The 17,114-nt window shown below is 66.6% G+C and carries 16 protein-coding genes and 1 tRNA gene; 9 read left to right on the top strand and 8 right to left on the bottom strand.

The features are described 5' to 3' along the window. Nucleotides 1-139 precede the first annotated feature (139 nt). A complete protein-coding gene (locus tag AC5P65_RS07975) occupies nucleotides 140-706 on the top strand; it encodes a putative periplasmic lipoprotein (protein WP_111098167.1) in 567 nt (188 codons plus the stop codon). Beyond that, nucleotides 703-1,173, top strand: a complete 471-nt coding sequence (locus AC5P65_RS07970; protein ID WP_251101753.1) for an outer membrane lipoprotein — start codon at nucleotides 703-705, stop codon at nucleotides 1,171-1,173. The genes AC5P65_RS07975 and AC5P65_RS07970 overlap by 4 nt, the downstream gene beginning before the upstream one ends. Nucleotides 1,174-1,306: 133 nt before the next feature. On the opposite strand, the gene AC5P65_RS07965 is transcribed toward AC5P65_RS07970, so the two are convergent. Further along, nucleotides 1,307-1,660: a winged helix-turn-helix transcriptional regulator gene (locus AC5P65_RS07965; protein WP_019660307.1), complete on the bottom strand. Its 354-nt coding sequence runs from the start codon at nucleotides 1,658-1,660 to the stop codon at nucleotides 1,307-1,309. A 101-nt stretch (nucleotides 1,661-1,761) separates the two neighbouring features. Here AC5P65_RS07965 and acuI point away from each other — a divergent pair, with 101 nt between their 5' ends. Together acuI and AC5P65_RS07955 are read left to right on the top strand one after the other, a co-directional pair. Further along, a complete protein-coding gene (gene acuI, locus AC5P65_RS07960) occupies nucleotides 1,762-2,751 on the top strand; it encodes an acrylyl-CoA reductase (NADPH) (protein ID WP_111098169.1) in 990 nt (329 codons plus the stop codon). Nucleotides 2,752-2,901: 150 nt separating this feature from the next. Next, nucleotides 2,902-5,655: a UvrD-helicase domain-containing protein gene (locus tag AC5P65_RS07955; protein WP_111098170.1), complete on the top strand. Its 2,754-nt coding sequence runs from the start codon at nucleotides 2,902-2,904 to the stop codon at nucleotides 5,653-5,655. A gap of 52 nt (nucleotides 5,656-5,707) precedes the next feature. Here the strand turns inward: AC5P65_RS07955 and AC5P65_RS07950 are convergent. After that, a tRNA-Ser gene (locus AC5P65_RS07950) sits at nucleotides 5,708-5,797 on the bottom strand. Between the two features lie 123 nt (nucleotides 5,798-5,920). On the opposite strand from AC5P65_RS07950, the gene AC5P65_RS07945 reads away from it, so the two are divergent. After that, nucleotides 5,921-6,994: a DUF4241 domain-containing protein gene (locus tag AC5P65_RS07945; protein WP_111098171.1), complete on the top strand. Its 1,074-nt coding sequence runs from the start codon at nucleotides 5,921-5,923 to the stop codon at nucleotides 6,992-6,994. A 53-nt stretch (nucleotides 6,995-7,047) separates the two neighbouring features. Here the strand turns inward: AC5P65_RS07945 and AC5P65_RS07940 are convergent, their stop codons facing one another. Continuing rightward, nucleotides 7,048-8,040, bottom strand: a complete 993-nt coding sequence (locus AC5P65_RS07940) for a LysR family transcriptional regulator (RefSeq protein WP_005410175.1) — start codon at nucleotides 8,038-8,040, stop codon at nucleotides 7,048-7,050. A gap of 127 nt (nucleotides 8,041-8,167) precedes the next feature. On the opposite strand from AC5P65_RS07940, the gene AC5P65_RS07935 reads away from it, so the two are divergent. Together AC5P65_RS07935 and AC5P65_RS07930 are read left to right on the top strand one after the other, a co-directional pair. After that, on the top strand, nucleotides 8,168-8,755 hold the full coding sequence (locus AC5P65_RS07935; RefSeq protein ID WP_495215496.1) for an FMN-dependent NADH-azoreductase: 588 nt from the start codon (nucleotides 8,168-8,170) through the stop codon (nucleotides 8,753-8,755). A gap of 136 nt (nucleotides 8,756-8,891) precedes the next feature. Next, the gene (locus tag AC5P65_RS07930; RefSeq protein WP_021202776.1) at nucleotides 8,892-9,248 is read left to right on the top strand and encodes an SH3 domain-containing protein; all 357 of its coding nucleotides are present in this window, start codon (nucleotides 8,892-8,894) and stop codon (nucleotides 9,246-9,248) included. 148 nt (nucleotides 9,249-9,396) lie between these two features. On the opposite strand, the gene serS is transcribed toward AC5P65_RS07930, so the two are convergent. Next, nucleotides 9,397-10,677, bottom strand: a complete 1,281-nt coding sequence (serS, locus tag AC5P65_RS07925) for a serine--tRNA ligase (RefSeq protein WP_495215495.1) — start codon at nucleotides 10,675-10,677, stop codon at nucleotides 9,397-9,399. Nucleotides 10,678-10,790: 113 nt separating this feature from the next. On the opposite strand from serS, the gene AC5P65_RS07920 reads away from it, so the two are divergent. Further along, nucleotides 10,791-11,429, top strand: coding sequence for an energy transducer TonB (locus AC5P65_RS07920; RefSeq protein ID WP_031269809.1), 639 nt, complete (start codon nucleotides 10,791-10,793; stop codon nucleotides 11,427-11,429). A gap of 119 nt (nucleotides 11,430-11,548) precedes the next feature. Further along, nucleotides 11,549-12,121 carry an energy transducer TonB gene (locus AC5P65_RS07915; protein WP_111098173.1) on the top strand — a complete coding sequence of 191 codons (573 nt, stop codon included), beginning with the start codon at nucleotides 11,549-11,551 and terminating at the stop codon, nucleotides 12,119-12,121. A gap of 173 nt (nucleotides 12,122-12,294) precedes the next feature. Here AC5P65_RS07915 and aroA read toward each other — a convergent pair whose 3' ends face one another. The 4 genes from aroA to AC5P65_RS07895 all read right to left on the bottom strand — a co-directional run bounded on the left by aroA (nucleotide 12,295) and on the right by AC5P65_RS07895 (nucleotide 17,077). Then, nucleotides 12,295-13,602, bottom strand: coding sequence for a 3-phosphoshikimate 1-carboxyvinyltransferase (gene aroA / locus AC5P65_RS07910; protein WP_111098174.1), 1,308 nt, complete (start codon nucleotides 13,600-13,602; stop codon nucleotides 12,295-12,297). 78 nt (nucleotides 13,603-13,680) lie between these two features. Next, nucleotides 13,681-14,880, bottom strand: coding sequence for a prephenate dehydratase (gene pheA, locus AC5P65_RS07905; protein ID WP_019660326.1), 1,200 nt, complete (start codon nucleotides 14,878-14,880; stop codon nucleotides 13,681-13,683). A 51-nt stretch (nucleotides 14,881-14,931) separates the two neighbouring features. Beyond that, nucleotides 14,932-16,017, bottom strand: coding sequence for a 3-phosphoserine/phosphohydroxythreonine transaminase (serC, locus tag AC5P65_RS07900; protein WP_111098175.1), 1,086 nt, complete (start codon nucleotides 16,015-16,017; stop codon nucleotides 14,932-14,934). 253 nt (nucleotides 16,018-16,270) lie between these two features. Further along, nucleotides 16,271-17,077 (bottom strand): FHA domain-containing protein, encoded by an 807-nt coding sequence (locus tag AC5P65_RS07895; protein WP_019660328.1) that lies wholly within the window; start codon nucleotides 17,075-17,077, stop codon nucleotides 16,271-16,273. Nucleotides 17,078-17,114: the final 37 nt, after the last annotated feature.

The raw sequence follows: 17,114 nt of genomic DNA, 5'->3' as shown, positions 1-17,114 counted from the left end.
GCCCCCGATTCAGGTATGCTTTCGCGCGTTCAGCCACACCAGCAGGTCGCCGGCGGCAAAGCACGCGGTGCAGCACGGACGTTGCGGACGAGCACGACACACACCATGGATGTTTCAGCGTAACCACAGGGGAAAATGGATGAAGAAGTTTCTGTTCGCAGCGATCCTCGCTGTGTCGCTGGTGGGCTGCACCACCAATCCGCCGCTCAATTTCTCGGTGCCGAACGTCGGGGTCAGCAGCAAGAAGATCGACGGTGAGCTGAAGTCGCTGACGGTCACACTGGCACGCCCGGACGAGGCCAAAGGCAAGATCCCGGCGCAGGCCCAGCACGAAGTGCCGCAGATGTGGCAGAACGCGCTGACCGAAGCACTGAACAAGATGGCGGTGTTCCGCGACGATGCACCGGTGAAGCTGAGCCTGTCGGTGAAGATCCTGGCCATTGACATTCCCAGTTTCGGGGCATCGATGACCACAAAGACGATCGCCCGTTATGAGCTGATCGATCGTGCCACCGGCAGCATCGTCTACACCCAGGACGTCAGCGCTTCCGGCGAGGTGCCGTTCAACTATGCATTTGCCGGTGTCATTCGCGCTCGCGAATCCATCAGCCGCTCGGCGCAGAACAACATCGCCCAGTTCCTGCAGGCGCTGGAGACCGTGAACATCACCAAGCCGATGTTCCCCAACAAGCAGGAAGCGCCGTGAGACGCCCGTTGCTGACCGCTTCGGTGGCGGCAATGCTGACGGCCTGCGCACCCAACGTGCGCACCGACAGTTACTCCATCGGCTCGGTGGGACAGGTCAACCGCACGGTGGGCGGTACGGTCATCAGCGTTCGCGCGGTCAGTATCGACGGTTCGCAGGGAGGCGGAGCCGTTGCCGGCGCTGCGGCTGGCGGGGTGGCCGGCTCCACCATCGGCGGCAGCGACCAGGCAGCGGCCATCGGCGCCATTGGCGGCCTGGTGGCAGGCGCGATTGCCGGTGCGGCCTCTGAACGCGCACTCTCCCAGGCCAAGGGCCTGGAGTACGTGGTGCAGACGGAGAACGGCAATCTGATGACCGTTGTGCAGGGCCCGGACCCGGTGTTCAGCACCGGCACGCGGGTCTTGGTGCTGTATGGATCCCCCTCGCGGATCATTGCCGATCCGCGTCAACCGAAAGCTGCTCCGTAGTACCCGTGGTGCCCCTCCTGCCAGGGGCATCGCTCCAGCCGCTACGGGTGGTGTCATTCAACCCATCCGTATTGCGTGTAAGCGCGAGCGCATCCGGCCGGAATGCGCCGCCGCAGTGGAACCGGAAGTGTCTTCAACCCTGGCAATCGCCTTCCGTACTTCCATGGCCGCGATAGGTTTCTCCCCACTCGCGCATGGCCAGCAGCACCGGCACCAGCGTGCGGCCGAACTCGGACAGCTCGTATTCCACCTTCGGCGGCACTTCCGGGTATACGTGGCGGATCACAACGCCATCTGCTTCCAGTTCACGCAGCTGACTGGTGAGCATGGACTGGGTGGCATTGGGCACCCGCCGGGTCAGCTCCATGAAACGCCGCTTGCCGGTCATCAGGTGAAACAGAATGATCGGCTTCCACACGCCACCGATGACCGACAGCGTGACTTCCACCGCGCAACCACTCTTGCCGTCCCACCGTTTGCTACGCATGCATACTCCGGAAAACCATAGTACCTACGGAAAATCGTCGTTCTTGTTGCGATAGAGGCGCGAGCCTAGCATGGCCCCATCCCATGAATGTGAGGCCATCCATGACGTTCAAAGCACTGCTGACCCGCAAGACGAACAACCAGCTTTCGACCGAGCTGGTCGATTTCGACGAGGCCGACCTGATGGACGGCGACGTCCTGGTACAGGTCGAGTACTCCACGCTCAACTACAAGGATGCGCTTGCCCTCACCGGCAAGAGTCCGATCATCCGGACGTTTCCGCTCATTCCCGGCATCGATCTGGCAGGCGTGGTGCTGGAATCCAGCAGGGCCGACTTCACGCCAGGCGATCGCGTCGTGCTCAATGGCTGGGACCTGAGCATGGGCCACCACGGCGGCCTGGCCCAGCGCGCGCGCGTGCGGGGCGAGTGGCTCAACCGGATTCCCGACAACCTGACAACCCGCGACGCCATGGCCATCGGCACCGCTGGCTACACCGCGATGCTGTGCGTGCTGGCCCTGGAACATGCCGGGGTGGCGCCTGCACAGGGCGATGTGCTGGTCACCGGCGCCAACGGCGGCGTCGGCTCGATCGCGGTGGCGATCCTCTCGAAGCTGGGCTACCGCGTGGTGGCCGCCACCGGGCGACCGGAGCACGCCGACTATCTGCACAACCTGGGTGCGGCCGAGATCATCGATCGTGCGCAGCTTTCGGAGCCGCGCGAGCGGCCGGTGAGTGCCGAGCGCTGGGCCGGCGTGGTGGATGTGGTCGGCGGCACCACGCTGGTCAATGCCATCGCCGAAACGAAGTACCGCGGTGCCGTGGCCGCCTGTGGCCTGGCCCAGAGCGATGCGCTGCACGGCTCGGTGCTGCCCTTCATCCTGCGCAATGTGACCCTTGCCGGCATCGATTCGGTGAATGCGCCACAAGAGGTTCGCCAGCGCGCCTGGGATCGGCTCGCGACCGACCTGGATCCGCGGAAGCTGGAAAGCACCGTGCAGCAGATCGGCCTGGCAGAGGTGCTGGATGTCTATGAGCAGATCATCCCCGGCAAGGTGCGCGGCCGCACCGTCGTGGATGTGAACGCCTGACGCCTGTCGCGCTGGCGAGGGTGCAATGCCATCGCTGGCTCGCGTGTGCGAGTGACCGGAAACGCAGCGTGCCATGCCAAGCCGCCTTATCATGGGTCGGCAAGGGCGCTTTACGCCCGGTGACGTACGCAAGGCAGTATCTGGATGTCTATGGAATGGCGCCCCTCGGGCTGGGGCCAGCGTGTGACCCGCTCGCCGGACTGGCAGTTGCGGCTGGATGGCGAACAGGTCGCGCTTTTGATCGACGGCAGGCAGTACCGCCAGCATGTAGCGAACGAACACAGCGTGCGGGTCGTTCGCGGCGTACTCTGGTCCCGGGTCGAACTGACGACCGAGCGCGGTGAAGCACTGTCCGTGGATGGGCTGCCCAACAGCCAGGGCTCCCGGCTTGCCGCTGCCGTGCAGCACGTGCTTTTCGCGCGCTCCAGGCGGGGGCGCAAGGCACTGTTTGAGCACGTTCTGGCGCAGATCCAGGCGTGGCTGGCCGAGGCAGATGCGCTTGCCGACCGAGGTACTACCGGACGCCGCTGGATCACGCACGAACAGCAGCAGGCGTTGCTGGCCGACCGCCCCGCCCTGCCCCTGCCGCCCGCCAAGCTGGAGCAGCTGTTCCTCGACGAGGAGCTGCACGACGACCTGCACGCGCCCGGCCACCGCATCGCGCTGGACGCACTGCACGACTGGCAGCTGGATTGGCCCGCCGTGTGGGCGGACGCCAATGAGGCAATGGCGACCCGCGAACTGGGTCTGGCCAAGCCCTTCCTGGACCGGGTCGAGAGCAGGCCGCTGACCGAGGAGCAGGCTCGCGCCGTCATCTGCTTCGACAACCGCGTGCAGGTCGTGGCCGCGGCCGGCTCCGGGAAGACCTCCACGATGGTCGCCAAGGCCGCGTATGCCATTGATCGCGGCTTTGTCGAACCCGAACGGATCGTGATGCTCGCCTTCAACAAGGATGCCGCCCAGGAGCTGCAGGAGCGCGCACAGCGATGCTTCAGCCGGCTCGGCATGGGCGACACCGTAGTGGAGGCCCGGACCTTTCACGCCCTGGGCCTGTCCATCATCGCCAAGGCCACGGGGCGCAAGCCGGATATCCCGGAATGGGCGGTCGACGCGGCGCTGGGCTTCAACAAGCTGGCCGACCTGGTGGACGACCTGAAGGATCGCTCGACCCACTTCCGCACCCAGTGGGACATGTTCCGCCTGGTGTTCGGGCGCGACCTGCCGCCATTCGGCGCGGAAATGGAGGCCGATGGCTACGACCGCGATGGCACGCCCTACATCCGCACACTGCAGGGCGAGCGGGTAAAGAGCCTGGAAGAGTGCGTGATCGCCAACTGGCTGTTCTACAACGGCGTGGCGTATGACTACGAGCGGCGCTACGAGTTCGATACCGCGACGGATACCCATCGCCAGTATCGCCCGGACTTCTACTATCCGGACGCCCGGCTCTGTCACGAGCACTTTGCGCTGGATGCCGATGGCCAGCCGCCGAAGCACTTTCCCAACTACAACGAAGGGATGCACTGGAAGCGGCCGCAGCATGCGGCACGCGGCACCGCAGTGGTCGAAACGACGTCGTTCGGCCTGCGCAGTGGACTGGCCCTGCAGGATCTGGCCGAGCGGCTGGGTGCGTCTGGTGTCGAACTCGACCCGAACCCGGATCGCGAGCTGCCTGACCAGGGTGCCAGGCCGATGCCCGATGCCGACCTGATCGGCTTGATGCGGACCTTCATTGCGCACGCCAAGAGCAACTGCCTGACGCTGGACGATATGGCAGCGCGCCTGCGGCAGATGCCTGAGGATCAGTTCAAGGAACGCTACCGGCGCTTCCTGGAGATCGCCGGGCCGGTTTTCCAGGCCTGGGACGATGCACTGGCTGACGAGCGCAGCATTGATTTCGAAGACATGCTCAACATGGCCGCCGGGCTGCTGGAACAGGGCCACTATGAATCACCCTACGAACTGGTGATGGCCGACGAATTCCAGGACGCTTCGCGCGCCCGTGCGCGCCTCTGCCGTGCGCTGGTCAGCCAACCGGGCCGCCATCTGTTTGCGGTGGGCGATGACTGGCAGTCGATCAATCGCTTCGCTGGCGCCGACGTTTCGGTGATGACCGGTTTCCGCGAGTGGATGGGGCATGGCCAGGTGCTGAAACTGGAGCAGACGTTCCGCTGCCCGCAGGCACTGTGTGATGTTTCCAGCCGCTTCATCAGCCGCAACCCCGCGCAGATGGCCAAGAAGGTCCGCTCTGCTGCGCCGGCAGTCGGCCCGGTGCTGCAGGCGTTCCAGATGAACCGGCGTGAGGAGGTGCAGGATGGCGTTCGCCAGTACCTTTCGAAGCTGCACCAGCAACTGTTGTCAGGCGCGGTGGCGCAGGGCCGCAATGGACGCGTGACGGTCTTTGTTCTGGGGCGGTATCGCGCGGATCGCGCCGCGGTGCCTTCGGATTGGAAGACGGCCTTTGGCAGCACGATGGACGTCGAGTTCCTGACCGCCCATCGATCGAAGGGGCGCGAGGCGGACTACGTGATCCTGCCGGGCATGATCAACCGCAGCTTCCCGAGCCTGCGTGCGGATGACCCGGTGCTTTCGCTGGCAATGCCGGACGGGGATACCTATCCACTGAGCGAAGAACGGCGGTTGTTCTATGTCGCGCTCACGCGTGCGCGGCGGTCGGTTGCGATGTTCACCCTGCAGGGCAAGCACTCGCCATTCCTGGATGAGCTGGTGAAGGACGGAGCAGTGGAAGTGACCGCGATTTCAGGTGCGGCCATTTCGGAAGAGCGCTGCCCAGCGTGCAAGGTTGGCGTGTTCGTGGACCGCAATGGGCCGCATGGGGCCTTCCGGTCGTGCTCCAGCTATCCGTTGTGCCACAACAAGCCGAAGGATGGGCGTCGCGGGTAGAGAAGCTTGAGAAAACAAGAAGGCCCCTGTCGCCAGGGGCCTTGTGGAATCCTGGCGGAGAGAGTGGGATTCGAACCCACGGAAGGTTTGACCCTTCGCCGGTTTTCAAGACCGGTGCCTTAAACCGCTCGGCCATCTCTCCAATCGGGTCCCGGTCGCCCGGGCAGCGGCATATTCTCGCACGTGAAGGCCATTTGCCCAAGACCACCTTGCCCCTGCCCTTCGCATCCGGCACGGTGGGGCCTCCACTTCACTCGGAGCCCCCATGGCCCACCTCGACCTGGCCAACCTGCGCACCACCCTGCTGGACGACACCCAGCTGGCCGCACTGGCCCTGCACCGCACCTTCGCCGGCCATCTGCCGGTCAGCAGCGGGCATCTGGTGGTCTGCGATCCGCTTGTCCAGGCCGAAGCACCAGCGCTGGCCGACTACACCGCCCCGCTGGGCCGGCATCCGGTCGAAATCATCGTGCACAGCGGCCGTCCGGCGCTGGCCGTGGTCTGGTTCAAGCCCCGCGAAGCCCTCACTGCGTCTGCCCTGCACTGGCAGATGGCGCGCTGGACCACGCAGGACCTGACCGGCCTGGATGAGGACAGCTTCATCGGCTACCCGGTCGACGCCGGCATCGGCTGCTTCATGGATACCGACACCCAACAGGCACTGCTGGCGCTGATCGAACGGGCCGATGGCGACGAAGAGAATGAATGGTCGGATGCACTGATCGACCACGATGGCCTGGACGAAGGCGCCGAGTACCGCCCCTGGGGCGAGGACTCGCCGCACGGCCTGGTGGTCTTCACCAGCGGCTGGGGCGACGGTGTCTATCCCAGCTACTGGGCGCTGGATACGTCCGGCATTCCGGTCGCCCTGGTCACCGATTTCCTGTGCATCGAGGGTGGCGATGGGCGCGACGAGCGCGAGATTGCCGACCAGGCCTATCGCGACAACCTGCCAGCTGCAGAAGCCGAGGCGCTGGCACGACTGGTGGCTGCCGTCGAACGAGACGACACGGAGGCATTGCAGGACCTGCTGAAGGATGCGCCGCAGCGCGCCAACCAGATCGAACCGGGCTGCGGCGGTACCGCCGTGTACGAGGCGATCCGCCTGGACCGCCCGCAGGCATTGCGGGTGCTGCTACGGGGCGGCGAGCTACCGGCGATGCCCGAGCGCCTGCACATGAGCAAGGTGACCGGCTATCTGGACTACGCGCGGTTCCTGAAGAAGCCACGCAGCGCAGAGTTGATGGCGGTGCTGGAAGCGCCGGTCGTTGCGGCCGAACCGCCACCGGCCGCAGCGCGACGCCGCAGTTTCTGGGACCGGCTGTTCGGCCGGAACTGATCAGCTGGAAAACAGCAACGCCGGGCATGGCCCGGCGCTACCGTTCAGCTCTCTCAGCCGGCATCCACCGCCAGCGCACCCAGTGCACTGGCCTTGATCCGCTCCTTGGCCTTTTCACAGGCGCCACCGCAATCCAGGCGCGAGGCCTCCAGCTGCGGCGGCAGATGCTCGGCCAGGAAGTCGATGAACACGCGCACCGCCGGCAGCAGGCCGCGGCGCGAGGCGAACACGGCGTGGCACACGCCCTGCGGCAGCGACCAGTCCGGTAGCACCACTTCCAGCTCGCCGTTGCGCACGGCGTCGGCGCACACGGTTTCCGGCAGCATGGTGATGCCGAAACCGTCCTTCACCATGCTCTGCAGCAGCGGGAAGTCGAAGCCGGCCACGCGCGGCTGCAGGTCGACCCGGCGCACTTCGCCTTCCGGGCCATGCAGTTCCCAGCGCTGGCGGGCTTCGTCTTCACTGATGCTGAGGGTGACGTGCTGGGTCAGCTCTTCCGGGTCCTTGGGGCGGCCGGCGCGGTCCAGGTATTTCGGGCTGGCCACCAGCAGTTCCTGCACCTGGCCGAAGCTGCGCATCACCAGGCTGCCGTCGTCGTCCAGGCGCGAACGCACGCGCAGGGCCACGTCGTAGCCTTCGTTGATGATGTCCACGCGGCGGTTGCTGATGTTCAGCTGCAGCCGCACCTTCGGGTACTGCTCAAGGAACTTGGGCAGCAGCTTGGGCAGCTGCATCTGCGCCAGTGACACCGGCACGCTGGCGCGCACCACGCCGCGCGGCTCCGCGCTGAGGCGGTCCACCACTTCGCGGGCGGCCTGGGCCTCGGCCAGCATCGTCTGCGCATGGCGATGGACGCTGGTGCCGACATCGGTGACCGCGAAACGGCGGGTGGAGCGCTGCAGCAGGCGTACGCCCAGGTCGGTTTCCAGCTGGCTGATGCGGCGGCTCAGGCGCGACTTGGGAATACCCAGTGCGCGCTCGGCGGCGGCGAATCCGCCGTGGTCGACCACCATCGCGAAGTAGTACAGGTCATTCAGGTCATGCATACCCGAGTTCCATATCTAGAACAATACGTGGCATTCAACCACCTTTATTCCGCCTTTGCAACAACCTATCGTTCTCTCTGTCGGCGGGGCCACCCCGCCCCTTCCTCCCAGAACACAGGTGACTGCCATGAAGCTTCTGCATCTCGACGCCAGCGTGCTTGGCGACAACTCCGTCTCGCGCCAGCTGTCGGCCGCCGTGGTCGCCCGCCTCGCCAGCCAGATCCACGGCTTGCAGGTCGATTATCGCGATCTTGACGCCAATCCGGTACCGCATCTGCGCAGCAGCTCGCTGGCCAGGACCGACGCCGCTGAAGCGACCGATGCTGAACAGGTGATGCAGCAGTTTCTGGAGGCCGACATCGTGGTGATCGGCGCGCCGATGTACAACTTCAGCATTCCGTCCACGCTGAAGGCCTGGATCGACCGCGTGGCCGTGGCCGGCCGCACCTTCAAGTACACCGAGAACGGCCCGGTGGGCCTGGCCGGTGGCAAGCGGGTGATCATCGCCAGCAGCCGCGGCGGCATCTACACCGACTCGCCGGCCGACTTCCAGGAGCCGTTCCTGCGCCAGGTGTTCGCCTTCATGGGCATCAACGAGGTCGAGTTCGTGCGCGCCGAGGGCATCGCCTACTCGCCGCAGCACCGTGAAGACGCCATTGCCGGTGCGCTGGCGGCGCTGCCGTCGCACGAAGCGGCCGAAGCCGTAGCTGCATAACGCGTCCCAGCGTTCGGCGCCCCTCTCTCCTCGTCTGGGCGCTGAACGCGGGCCGGGATCCCCTCCCCCATCCCGGCCCACCCTGGCGGCCCCGCTTTGCGGGGCCGTTTTTTTGTGGGCGCGTTAGGCTGGGGCCATGGACTACACCGTGACGGCTGCGCACCGCAGCGAATTTCCGCACCCGATCACCCTGCGCCGTGGCCAGGCGCTGGTGGTGGGCGAACGTTATGAAGGCCCGGAGGGCTGGGAAGACTGGTTCCTGTGCGAGGCCAAGGGGCAGCAGCCCGGTTTCGTGCCGGCGCCGGTGATCGGTCGCAATGCGCAGGGTGACGCCTATGCCACGGAGGATTACTGCGCGCGGGAGTTGGATGTGGATCCGGGGCAGCTGCTGCGAGGAATGCGCACGCTCAATGGATGGGCATGGTGCGTGCCGGAGACCGGCGAACCGGGATGGGTGCCGCTGGAGAAGCTGAGGGCAGCAGAAACCCGGTAGCGCCCGAGCCTATGCTCGGGCGGCGGCGCGAAGCGCCGATAATCAATGCGGCCCGCGAGGGGCAGGAGCAGCCGAGCATAGGCTCGGCTCTACATGGATCTGTAGCGTCCGAGCCTAAGCTTCGGGCGGCGGCGCGAATCGCCGGCTGTCAGGCGATGGTTTCCAGGCCACCCATGTACGGGCGCAGGGCCTCCGGCACGGTGATGCTGCCATCGGCGTTCTGGTAGTTCTCCATCACCGCGATCATCGCGCGGCCGACGGCCACGCCCGAGCCATTCAGCGTGTGCGCCAGCTCCGGCTTGCCGGTGGCCGGGTTGCGCCAGCGCGCCTGCATGCGGCGGGCCTGGAAATCACCACAGTTCGAGCACGAGGAAATCTCGCGGTAGGTTTCCTGCGACGGCAGCCAGACTTCCAGGTCGTAGGTCTTGATGGCCGAGAAGCCCATGTCGCCGGTGCACAGCAGCACCTTGCGGTACGGCAGGCCCAGCTTTTCCAGCACCACTTCAGCGCAGCGGGTCATGCGCTGGTGTTCGGCATCGCTCTCTTCCGGGCGACAGATCGAGACCAGCTCGACCTTCTCGAACTGGTGCTGGCGGATCATGCCGCGCACGTCGCGCCCGCCGCTGCCGGCCTCGGCACGGAAGCACATCGAGTGGGCGGTCATGCGCAACGGCAGGCGCTCGGCATCGACGATCTCGTCGCGCACGATGTTGGTCAGCGGCACTTCCGAGGTCGGGATCAGGTAGCGCGTGGAATCGCCCACGGCGGTCTTGAACAGGTCGTCCTCGAACTTCGGCAGCTGGCTGGTGCCGCGCAGCGAATCGGCGTTGACCAGCAGCGGCACGTTGGTTTCCTCATAACCGTGCTCGCCGGTATGCAGGTCGACCATGAACTGGGCCAGCGCACGGTGCAGGCGCGCGATCGGGCCGCGCAGCACGGTGAAGCGCGAGCCGGACAGCTTGGCCGCAGTCTCGCCGTCCAGCCAGCCGTTGCGGGCGCCCAGTTCGACGTGGTCGAGCACCTTGAAATCGAACTGGCGCGGGGTTCCCCAGCGCGCCTGCTCGACGTTGTCGTTCTCGTCAGCACCGGCCGGCACGTCATCGGCCGGCAGGTTCGGAATGCCCATCGAGATCGCTTCGATCTTCTCGCGCAGTTCGTCCAGCGCCACTTCCGAGGCCTTCAACTCGTCGGCGAAGGCAGCAACCTCGGCCATGATGGCCGAAACGTCCTCGCCCTTGGCCTTGGCCTGGCCGATGGCCTTGGAACGGCTGTTGCGCAGGCTCTGCAGTTCCTGGGTACGTACCTGGATGCGCTTGCGATCAGTCTCCAGGGCCTCCAGGGCAGACACGTCGAGCTCGAAGCCGCGGCTGGTGCGCAGGCGTTCAGCGAGGTCGGCGGGCTGGTGGCGGAGCAGGGCTGGATCAAGCATGGCAGGTGTCGTGGTGGGTATCAGGAACGGGATTATCGCTTGTTATACGGATTTCTGCCGCCCGGTTCATTCCCGCCGTGGCAGAATCGAGCCATTCCGTACTGGTCCGGTCCATGTCTGCACCCCGCTCGTCGTCCGCCAAGTCGTTCACTGTGCATATCCCGCGCAACGCCCTGAAGATCGCCGGCATCGCCTTCGGCGTGGGCGTACTGCTGTTCGTGCTGGTCTGGCTGACCGGCCGCGACAAGGAGTTCTTCCGCGCCGACCCGGCCGCGCAGACCCCGCAGGAAACCGCCCAGGTCGAGCCCCTCCCGGAACCGTTGGCCGCTGCGGCCGGTTCCAGCGACATGCCCGATGCCAAGCCGGCCCCGGTCGAGGAAGAAGCGCCGAAGCTGGTCGAAACCGCCCCGCCACCGCCCGCCCCGATCGCTGAAGCAGCCCCGGCCGCGCCGGGCCCTGCGCCGGCGGCCACCGGCAACAGCCAGCCGATGCCGATTGCCGGTCAGTCGCCGCCACCGTCCTATCCCGCCGCCGCCCTGCGCGCCGGTGAAACCGGCACCGTGGTGGTACGCGTGGATGTAGACGCCACCGGCTATCCGAACAACGCCACGGTGATCCAGCGCAGCGGTTCACGCGACCTCGACCGTGCCGCGACCGACGCCGTGCGCCGTTGGCGATTCACTCCGGCCCAGAGCAACGGCCAGGCCGTGCCTGGCAGCATTGAAGTGCCGTTCGACTTCAAGACGCAGTAACTGAACGCTCCCCAGCAGGCAAGCTGAACCCTGCCGGTGATGTTGACGCAACGCTGACACTTTCCGTCTGTGGCTCGGGCAACACTGCCCATGTCGTCCATTGACGGAAGGAGTTTGCGATGGCTGTCACCACCCACGAAGACCTTTATTCGCCGCGGTTGCAGCGGGACTCAAGCGTACAGCACAAGAACGCGTCGCCCTGGATGTGGATCGCACTGATCGTGGCGATGTTTGCTGCCGCCCTGCTCTGGCTGCGTCATTCCAGCCAGGAAGAGGTGGCACCTGCGCCGATCGGCGAGCGCATGCTGCCGGCCCCCGAGCAGGCGGCGGTGACGGACGCAGCGACGCCTGCCGCGCGCCAGGCAACCCCGGCTACTGCTTCGCGGAAGGCCGCGCCGGTAGTGCGCAATCGTGAAGCCCGCCCGCTGGCCAGCAACCGCATGCCCACCTACCCCGCCGCCGCGCTGCGTAGCGGCGTGCAGGGCAGCGTGATCGCCAGCCTGAATGTGGATACCCGCGGCAATGTCGCCAACGCTGCGATCGTCTCGCGCAGCGGCGAGCGCAGTCGCGATCTGGATCGTGCGGTGCTCAGCACCGTGCAGAACTGGAAGTTCCAACCCGCGGTGCAGGATGGCCGCGCAGTAGCCAGCGTGGTGCGGGTCCCGGTGGATTTCCGTACCGAGCAGCGTTGATCGCGGACGAGGGGTTCGTGATGTTTAGACGGAGGCTTCGGCCTCCGTCCTTTTATGCGGAAAGCGTGCCAACCAAGGTTGGCACCTACCGGGAGATGTGAGCGTGCCAACCAAGATTGGCACCTGCCGGGCAATGCGATCCGCCGGGCATGGCCCGGTGCGCGCGATGCCGATCAGGCCAGGTTGAACCCGGCGCTGCGGGCCAGACCATCGAAGTCCGGGAAGGACGTGGCGACGTTGGCGATATCGTTGATCCGCACTTCGCCATCGCTGATCTGGCCGGCAATGGCGAATGCCATGGCGATGCGGTGGTCACCGTGGCTTTCGATGGTGCCGCTGCCCAGGCGCACACCGCCGTGCAGGGTGGCCCCATCCTCGGTCTCGTCCACCTGCATGCCCAGCGCGCGCAGGCCGGTGGCCATCGCCGCAAGGCGATCGGATTCCTTCACCCGCAGCTCGGCGGCGCCACTGACCACGGTCCGGCCTTCGGCGGCTGCAGCCGCCACGAACAGCGCCGGGAACTCGTCGATCATGTCCGGCACCAACGCTTCCGGAATGCGCGCGCCCTTGAGCGGCGCGTAGCGCACTACCAGGTCCGCCACCGGCTCACCGCCCTGCTCGGCCGGATTCTCTTCGGTGATGTCCGCCCCCATCAGGCGCAGCGCGTGCAGCAGGCCAGTGCGGCGCGGGTTCAGGCCGACCTGCTTCAGGCGCAGCTGTGAACCAGGAATGATGCTGGCGGCCACCAGGTAGAACGCCGCAGACGAGAAGTCGGCCGGCACCACGATGTCCGTGGCGCGCAGGCGCTGGCCGCCACGCAGGCGGGCCTTGCCCGGTGAAAATTCGATGTCCACGCCGAACGCCGACAGCATGCGCTCGGTGTAGTCACGGGTCGGATGCGGTTCCAGCACGCTGGTTTCGCCCTGCGCGTACAGGCCGGCCAGCAGCACTGCGGACTTGATCTGTGCGCTGGCCACCGGCGAGGCGAAGTCGATGCCGTGCAGCGACTGGCCGCCATGCACATGCAACGGCGGCGTGCCGTCATCCTGGGTGTCGATCTTCGCGCCCATCTGCGACAGCGGGCCAGTGACGCGGCGCATCGGGCGGCCCGACAACGATTCATCGCCGATCAGCGTGCAGTCGAACGCTTGGCCCGCCAGCAACCCGGCCAGCAGGCGCATGCCGGTGCCGGCATTGCCGCAGTCCAGCGGTGCATCCGGCGCTTTCAGGCCGTCGATGCCGACGCCGTGCACGATGCGCTGCGACGGGCTGGGGGTTTCGATGTGCACGCCGAGCTGGCTGAAGATGCGCGCCGTGGCGCGGGTGTCTTCGCCTTCCAGGAAGCCCTCGATATGCGAGGTGCCATCGGCCAGCGCGGCGAACATCACCGAGCGATGCGAGACCGACTTGTCGCCGGGAATGGTCAGGCTGCCCTGCAGGGGCTGGCCCTTGCGGGCGATCCAGTGTTGCGCGTTGCTCATCGTTCGATAATTCCGTAAACGCCGGCAGCCCGCCGGCGATGCATCAGGGGGTGGCGGCCGGGGCCGCCCAAGCAGCACTCAGGGCACGGCCACAGGATAGGAGCCCAGCACCTTGATCTGCGCCGAGTGCGCTTCAAGTTCGGCCAGCGCCGCCTGCATCGGCGCGTCGTCGATGTGGCCGGCCAGGTCGATGAAGAAGCCGTACTCCCACTTGCCATGGTGCGACGGCCGCGACTCGATGCGGTTCATGCTGATGCCGTGGCGGGCGAACGGGCTGAGCACGTCGAACAGCGCACCGGGCTTGTCATGGATGAACACCAGCACCGAGGTGCGGTCGTGGCCGGAGGTCGGGAAGATGTTGCGGCCCACCACCAGGAAGCGGGTGGTGTTGTCGGCATCGTTCTGGATCGGCTTGGTGACCACCTTCTTCAGGCCGTACACGTGGCCGGCACTCTCGCCGCCGATGGCCGCCGCGTCGTCGGCGTTGCGCGCACGGCGCGCACCCTCGGCGTTGCTCGACACCGGAATCTTCTCGGCCTTCGGCAGGTTGGCGCGCAGCCACGCCGAGGTCTGCATGAACGACTGCGGATGTGCGTAGATGCGCTCGATGTCCTCGATGCGGCCGCTGCGCGACATCAGGTACTGCTGCACGCGCAGTTCCACTTCGCCGCAGATCTTCAGGTTGGAGGTCAGGAACATGTCCAGGGTGATCTGGATGGTGCCCTGCCCCGAGTTCTCCACCGGCACCACGCCGAAATCGGCGTTGCCCGCTTCCACTTCCTGGAACACTTCCTCGATGCTGGCCATCGGCAGGCCCAGCGCGGAGCGGCCGAAGTGCTTGAGCACGGCCTGCTGGCTGAAGGTACCTTCCGGGCCCAGGTAGCCGATTTTCAGCGGCTCCTGCTGGGCCAGGCAGGCCGACATGATCTCGCGGTAGACGTGCACCAGCAGCTCATCGCTGAGCGGGCCTTCGTTGCGATCCACCACCATGCGCAGCACCTGCGCTTCGCGCTCGGGGCGGTAGTAGTCGACGGCGGCGGCGAGCTTGCCCTTGGCCTTGCCGACCTGATGGGCGAAGCGCGCGCGCTCGGCGATCAGGCTCTGGATGTCGCGGTCGATCTGGTCGATCTTCGAGCGCACATCGGCCAGCGCCAGCGGCGCCAGGGTGGGTGCCGGGTTCGAGGCGGCCTTGGCCTTGCCCTTCGCCTTGGCGGGCGCACTGTCCTTGGCCGGTTCGGCCTTCTTCGGCGCCTTCTTGCTGGATTTGCTGCTTGCCATCGGAATTCCTTGTTGCGGGGCCCGCACCCGACGGTGCGCGCCGTTCATTGCTCAGCCGTGACGCTGCTGGAAATCGGCCATGAAGGCGACCAGCGCCTCGGCCCCGGCCAGCGGCATGGCGTTGTACAGCGAGGCACGGATGCCACCGACGACCTTGTGGCCCTTCAGCGCCAGCAGGCCGGCCGCCTTGGCCTCGGCCACGAAGCGGGCATCGAGGTCGGCGTTGGGCAGGAAGAACGGGATGTTCATCCGCGAACGGGCCGCATGTGCAACTTCATTGCGGTAGAAGCCGCCGGAGCCGTCGATGGCTCTGTACACCAGCGCGGCCTTGGCGGCATTGCGCCTGGCGAACTCGGCCACGCCGCCCTCGGCCAGCATCCACTTGAACACCAGGCCGGCCAGGTACCAGTTCCAGGTCGGCGGGGTGTTGAGCATCGAATCGCGGGCGACATGCGAACGGTAATCGAAGATGTCCGCGCGCGGCTGGCCACTGCGCTCGAGCAGGTCGCGGCGGATGATCATCACCGCGATGCCGACCGGGCCCAGGTTCTTCTGGGCACCGGCATAGATCACGCCGTAGCGGCGCACGTCCAGCGGCTCGCTGGCGATGGACGAGCTGAAGTCGGCGATCAGCGGAACGTTGCCGGTATCGGGCACATCACGGAACTCGACGCCGTGGATGGTCTCGTTGGCGGTGATGTGCACGTAGGCGGCATCGGGCGACAGCTGCCAGTCGGCACGCGCCGGCAGCGTGCGGTAGCCGTTGGCCTCGCTGCTGGCGGCGATGTTGACGTCGACGTAGACACCGGCCTGCTTGACCGCGGTCTTGCCCCAGTGGCCACTGACCACGTAGTCGGCACGCTGGCCCGGGGCGGCGAAATTGAGCGGGATCAGCGCCTGCTGGGTGGTGGCGCCACCGGACAGGAACAGCACCGCATAGTCGTCGGGGATGTCGAGCAGGCGACGCAGATCGGCTTCGGCCTCGGCGGCCACGGACATGAATTCCGCGCCGCGATGGCTCATTTCCACGATCGAAGCACCGGACCCGTGCCAGTCCAGCATTTCCGCCTGCGCTTGGCGCAGGACCGATTCCGGCAAGGTTGCAGGGCCGGCACTGAAGTTGAACGCGCGCGTCATGTCACACCTGTGGGGCAAGACCCCTAGTATGCCGCAGTGCACCAGCCTTGCGGCCTTGTGGCGCAAGGGAAATTTGGTTTCATTGGAATCCATTGGCCGCCCGCATGGCGCCGGTAGTCGCCGACCTTGGTCGGCGTACGCCGTCAGCCGTCATTCCCGCCGAAGGAGCGTGCCGACCAAGGTCGGCACCTACCGGAAGCGGGTGGACACACGCCACGTGGGTAGCGTCGGGCCATGCCCGGCCGATACGGGGTCAGCGCGCGCCGAACCAGAGCAGCAGGCTGAGCAGCGCGGCCAGCAGCAGCGCACTGACCAGCAGCCACGGCCAGCGCCGGACCTTGCGCGGCACGGCCGGCAGCACCGGCGCCTGCTCGGCGTCCTGGCTGGACTCGTCTTCATCCGGCAGCGGGCGCCGGCGCGGGTCATGCGGCACTTCCAGCACAAACCGGTGCTGGCCATCAAACACCACCTGGTCGCCGGCCTGCAGCCAGCAATGGCGCACGGCCACGCCATTGACGCAGGTGCCGTCGGCACTGCCCAGATCGCGCAGCAGCACGCGATCACCATGCACTTCCACGCGGGCGTGTCGTTCGGCGAAGGCCGGATCGTCAATAGCGATGTCAGCGTCGCCGCCGCGGCCGATCAGGCGGGCCCGCGACAGGGTGAAGCTGCGGCCGTGGTGCAGGCCGCCAACTCCGCGCAACAGCCGCTGCTGCTCGTCGCTGCCTTCCTCGTTCTTCGGCGCAGGCGCCTGCAGCAGGCTCTCGACTTCACCTTGCAGGACCATCTCCACGCCGTCCACATACACCGCATCGCCCGCACGCAGCAGCGCCATGCGCCGCACCGGTCGACCGTTCACATGAATGCCGCGGATCCCGTTGCCGACCTGCAGCCACAGGCCGCGATCATCCAGGCAGAACTGCGCCAGCAACAGGGCACCATGGCCGGCATCGCCGAGCCGCACACTGCCGTTGGCCTGGCGCACGATGCGTTGCACCCCGGGCCGCAGCGGCTGGTCGGGCTGTTGTTGTTGGCTGAAGTGAACAAGCAGGTTCTGCACGCGGCGCAGCCTAGCAGGTTGGTCGCCAACGAAGAAG

This window comes from Stenotrophomonas sp. YJH_SMC_48-3 (genome assembly GCF_059369375.1).
Note: the sequence above shows the minus strand (reverse complement) of the source record. Positions and strands in the feature narration are given on the sequence as shown.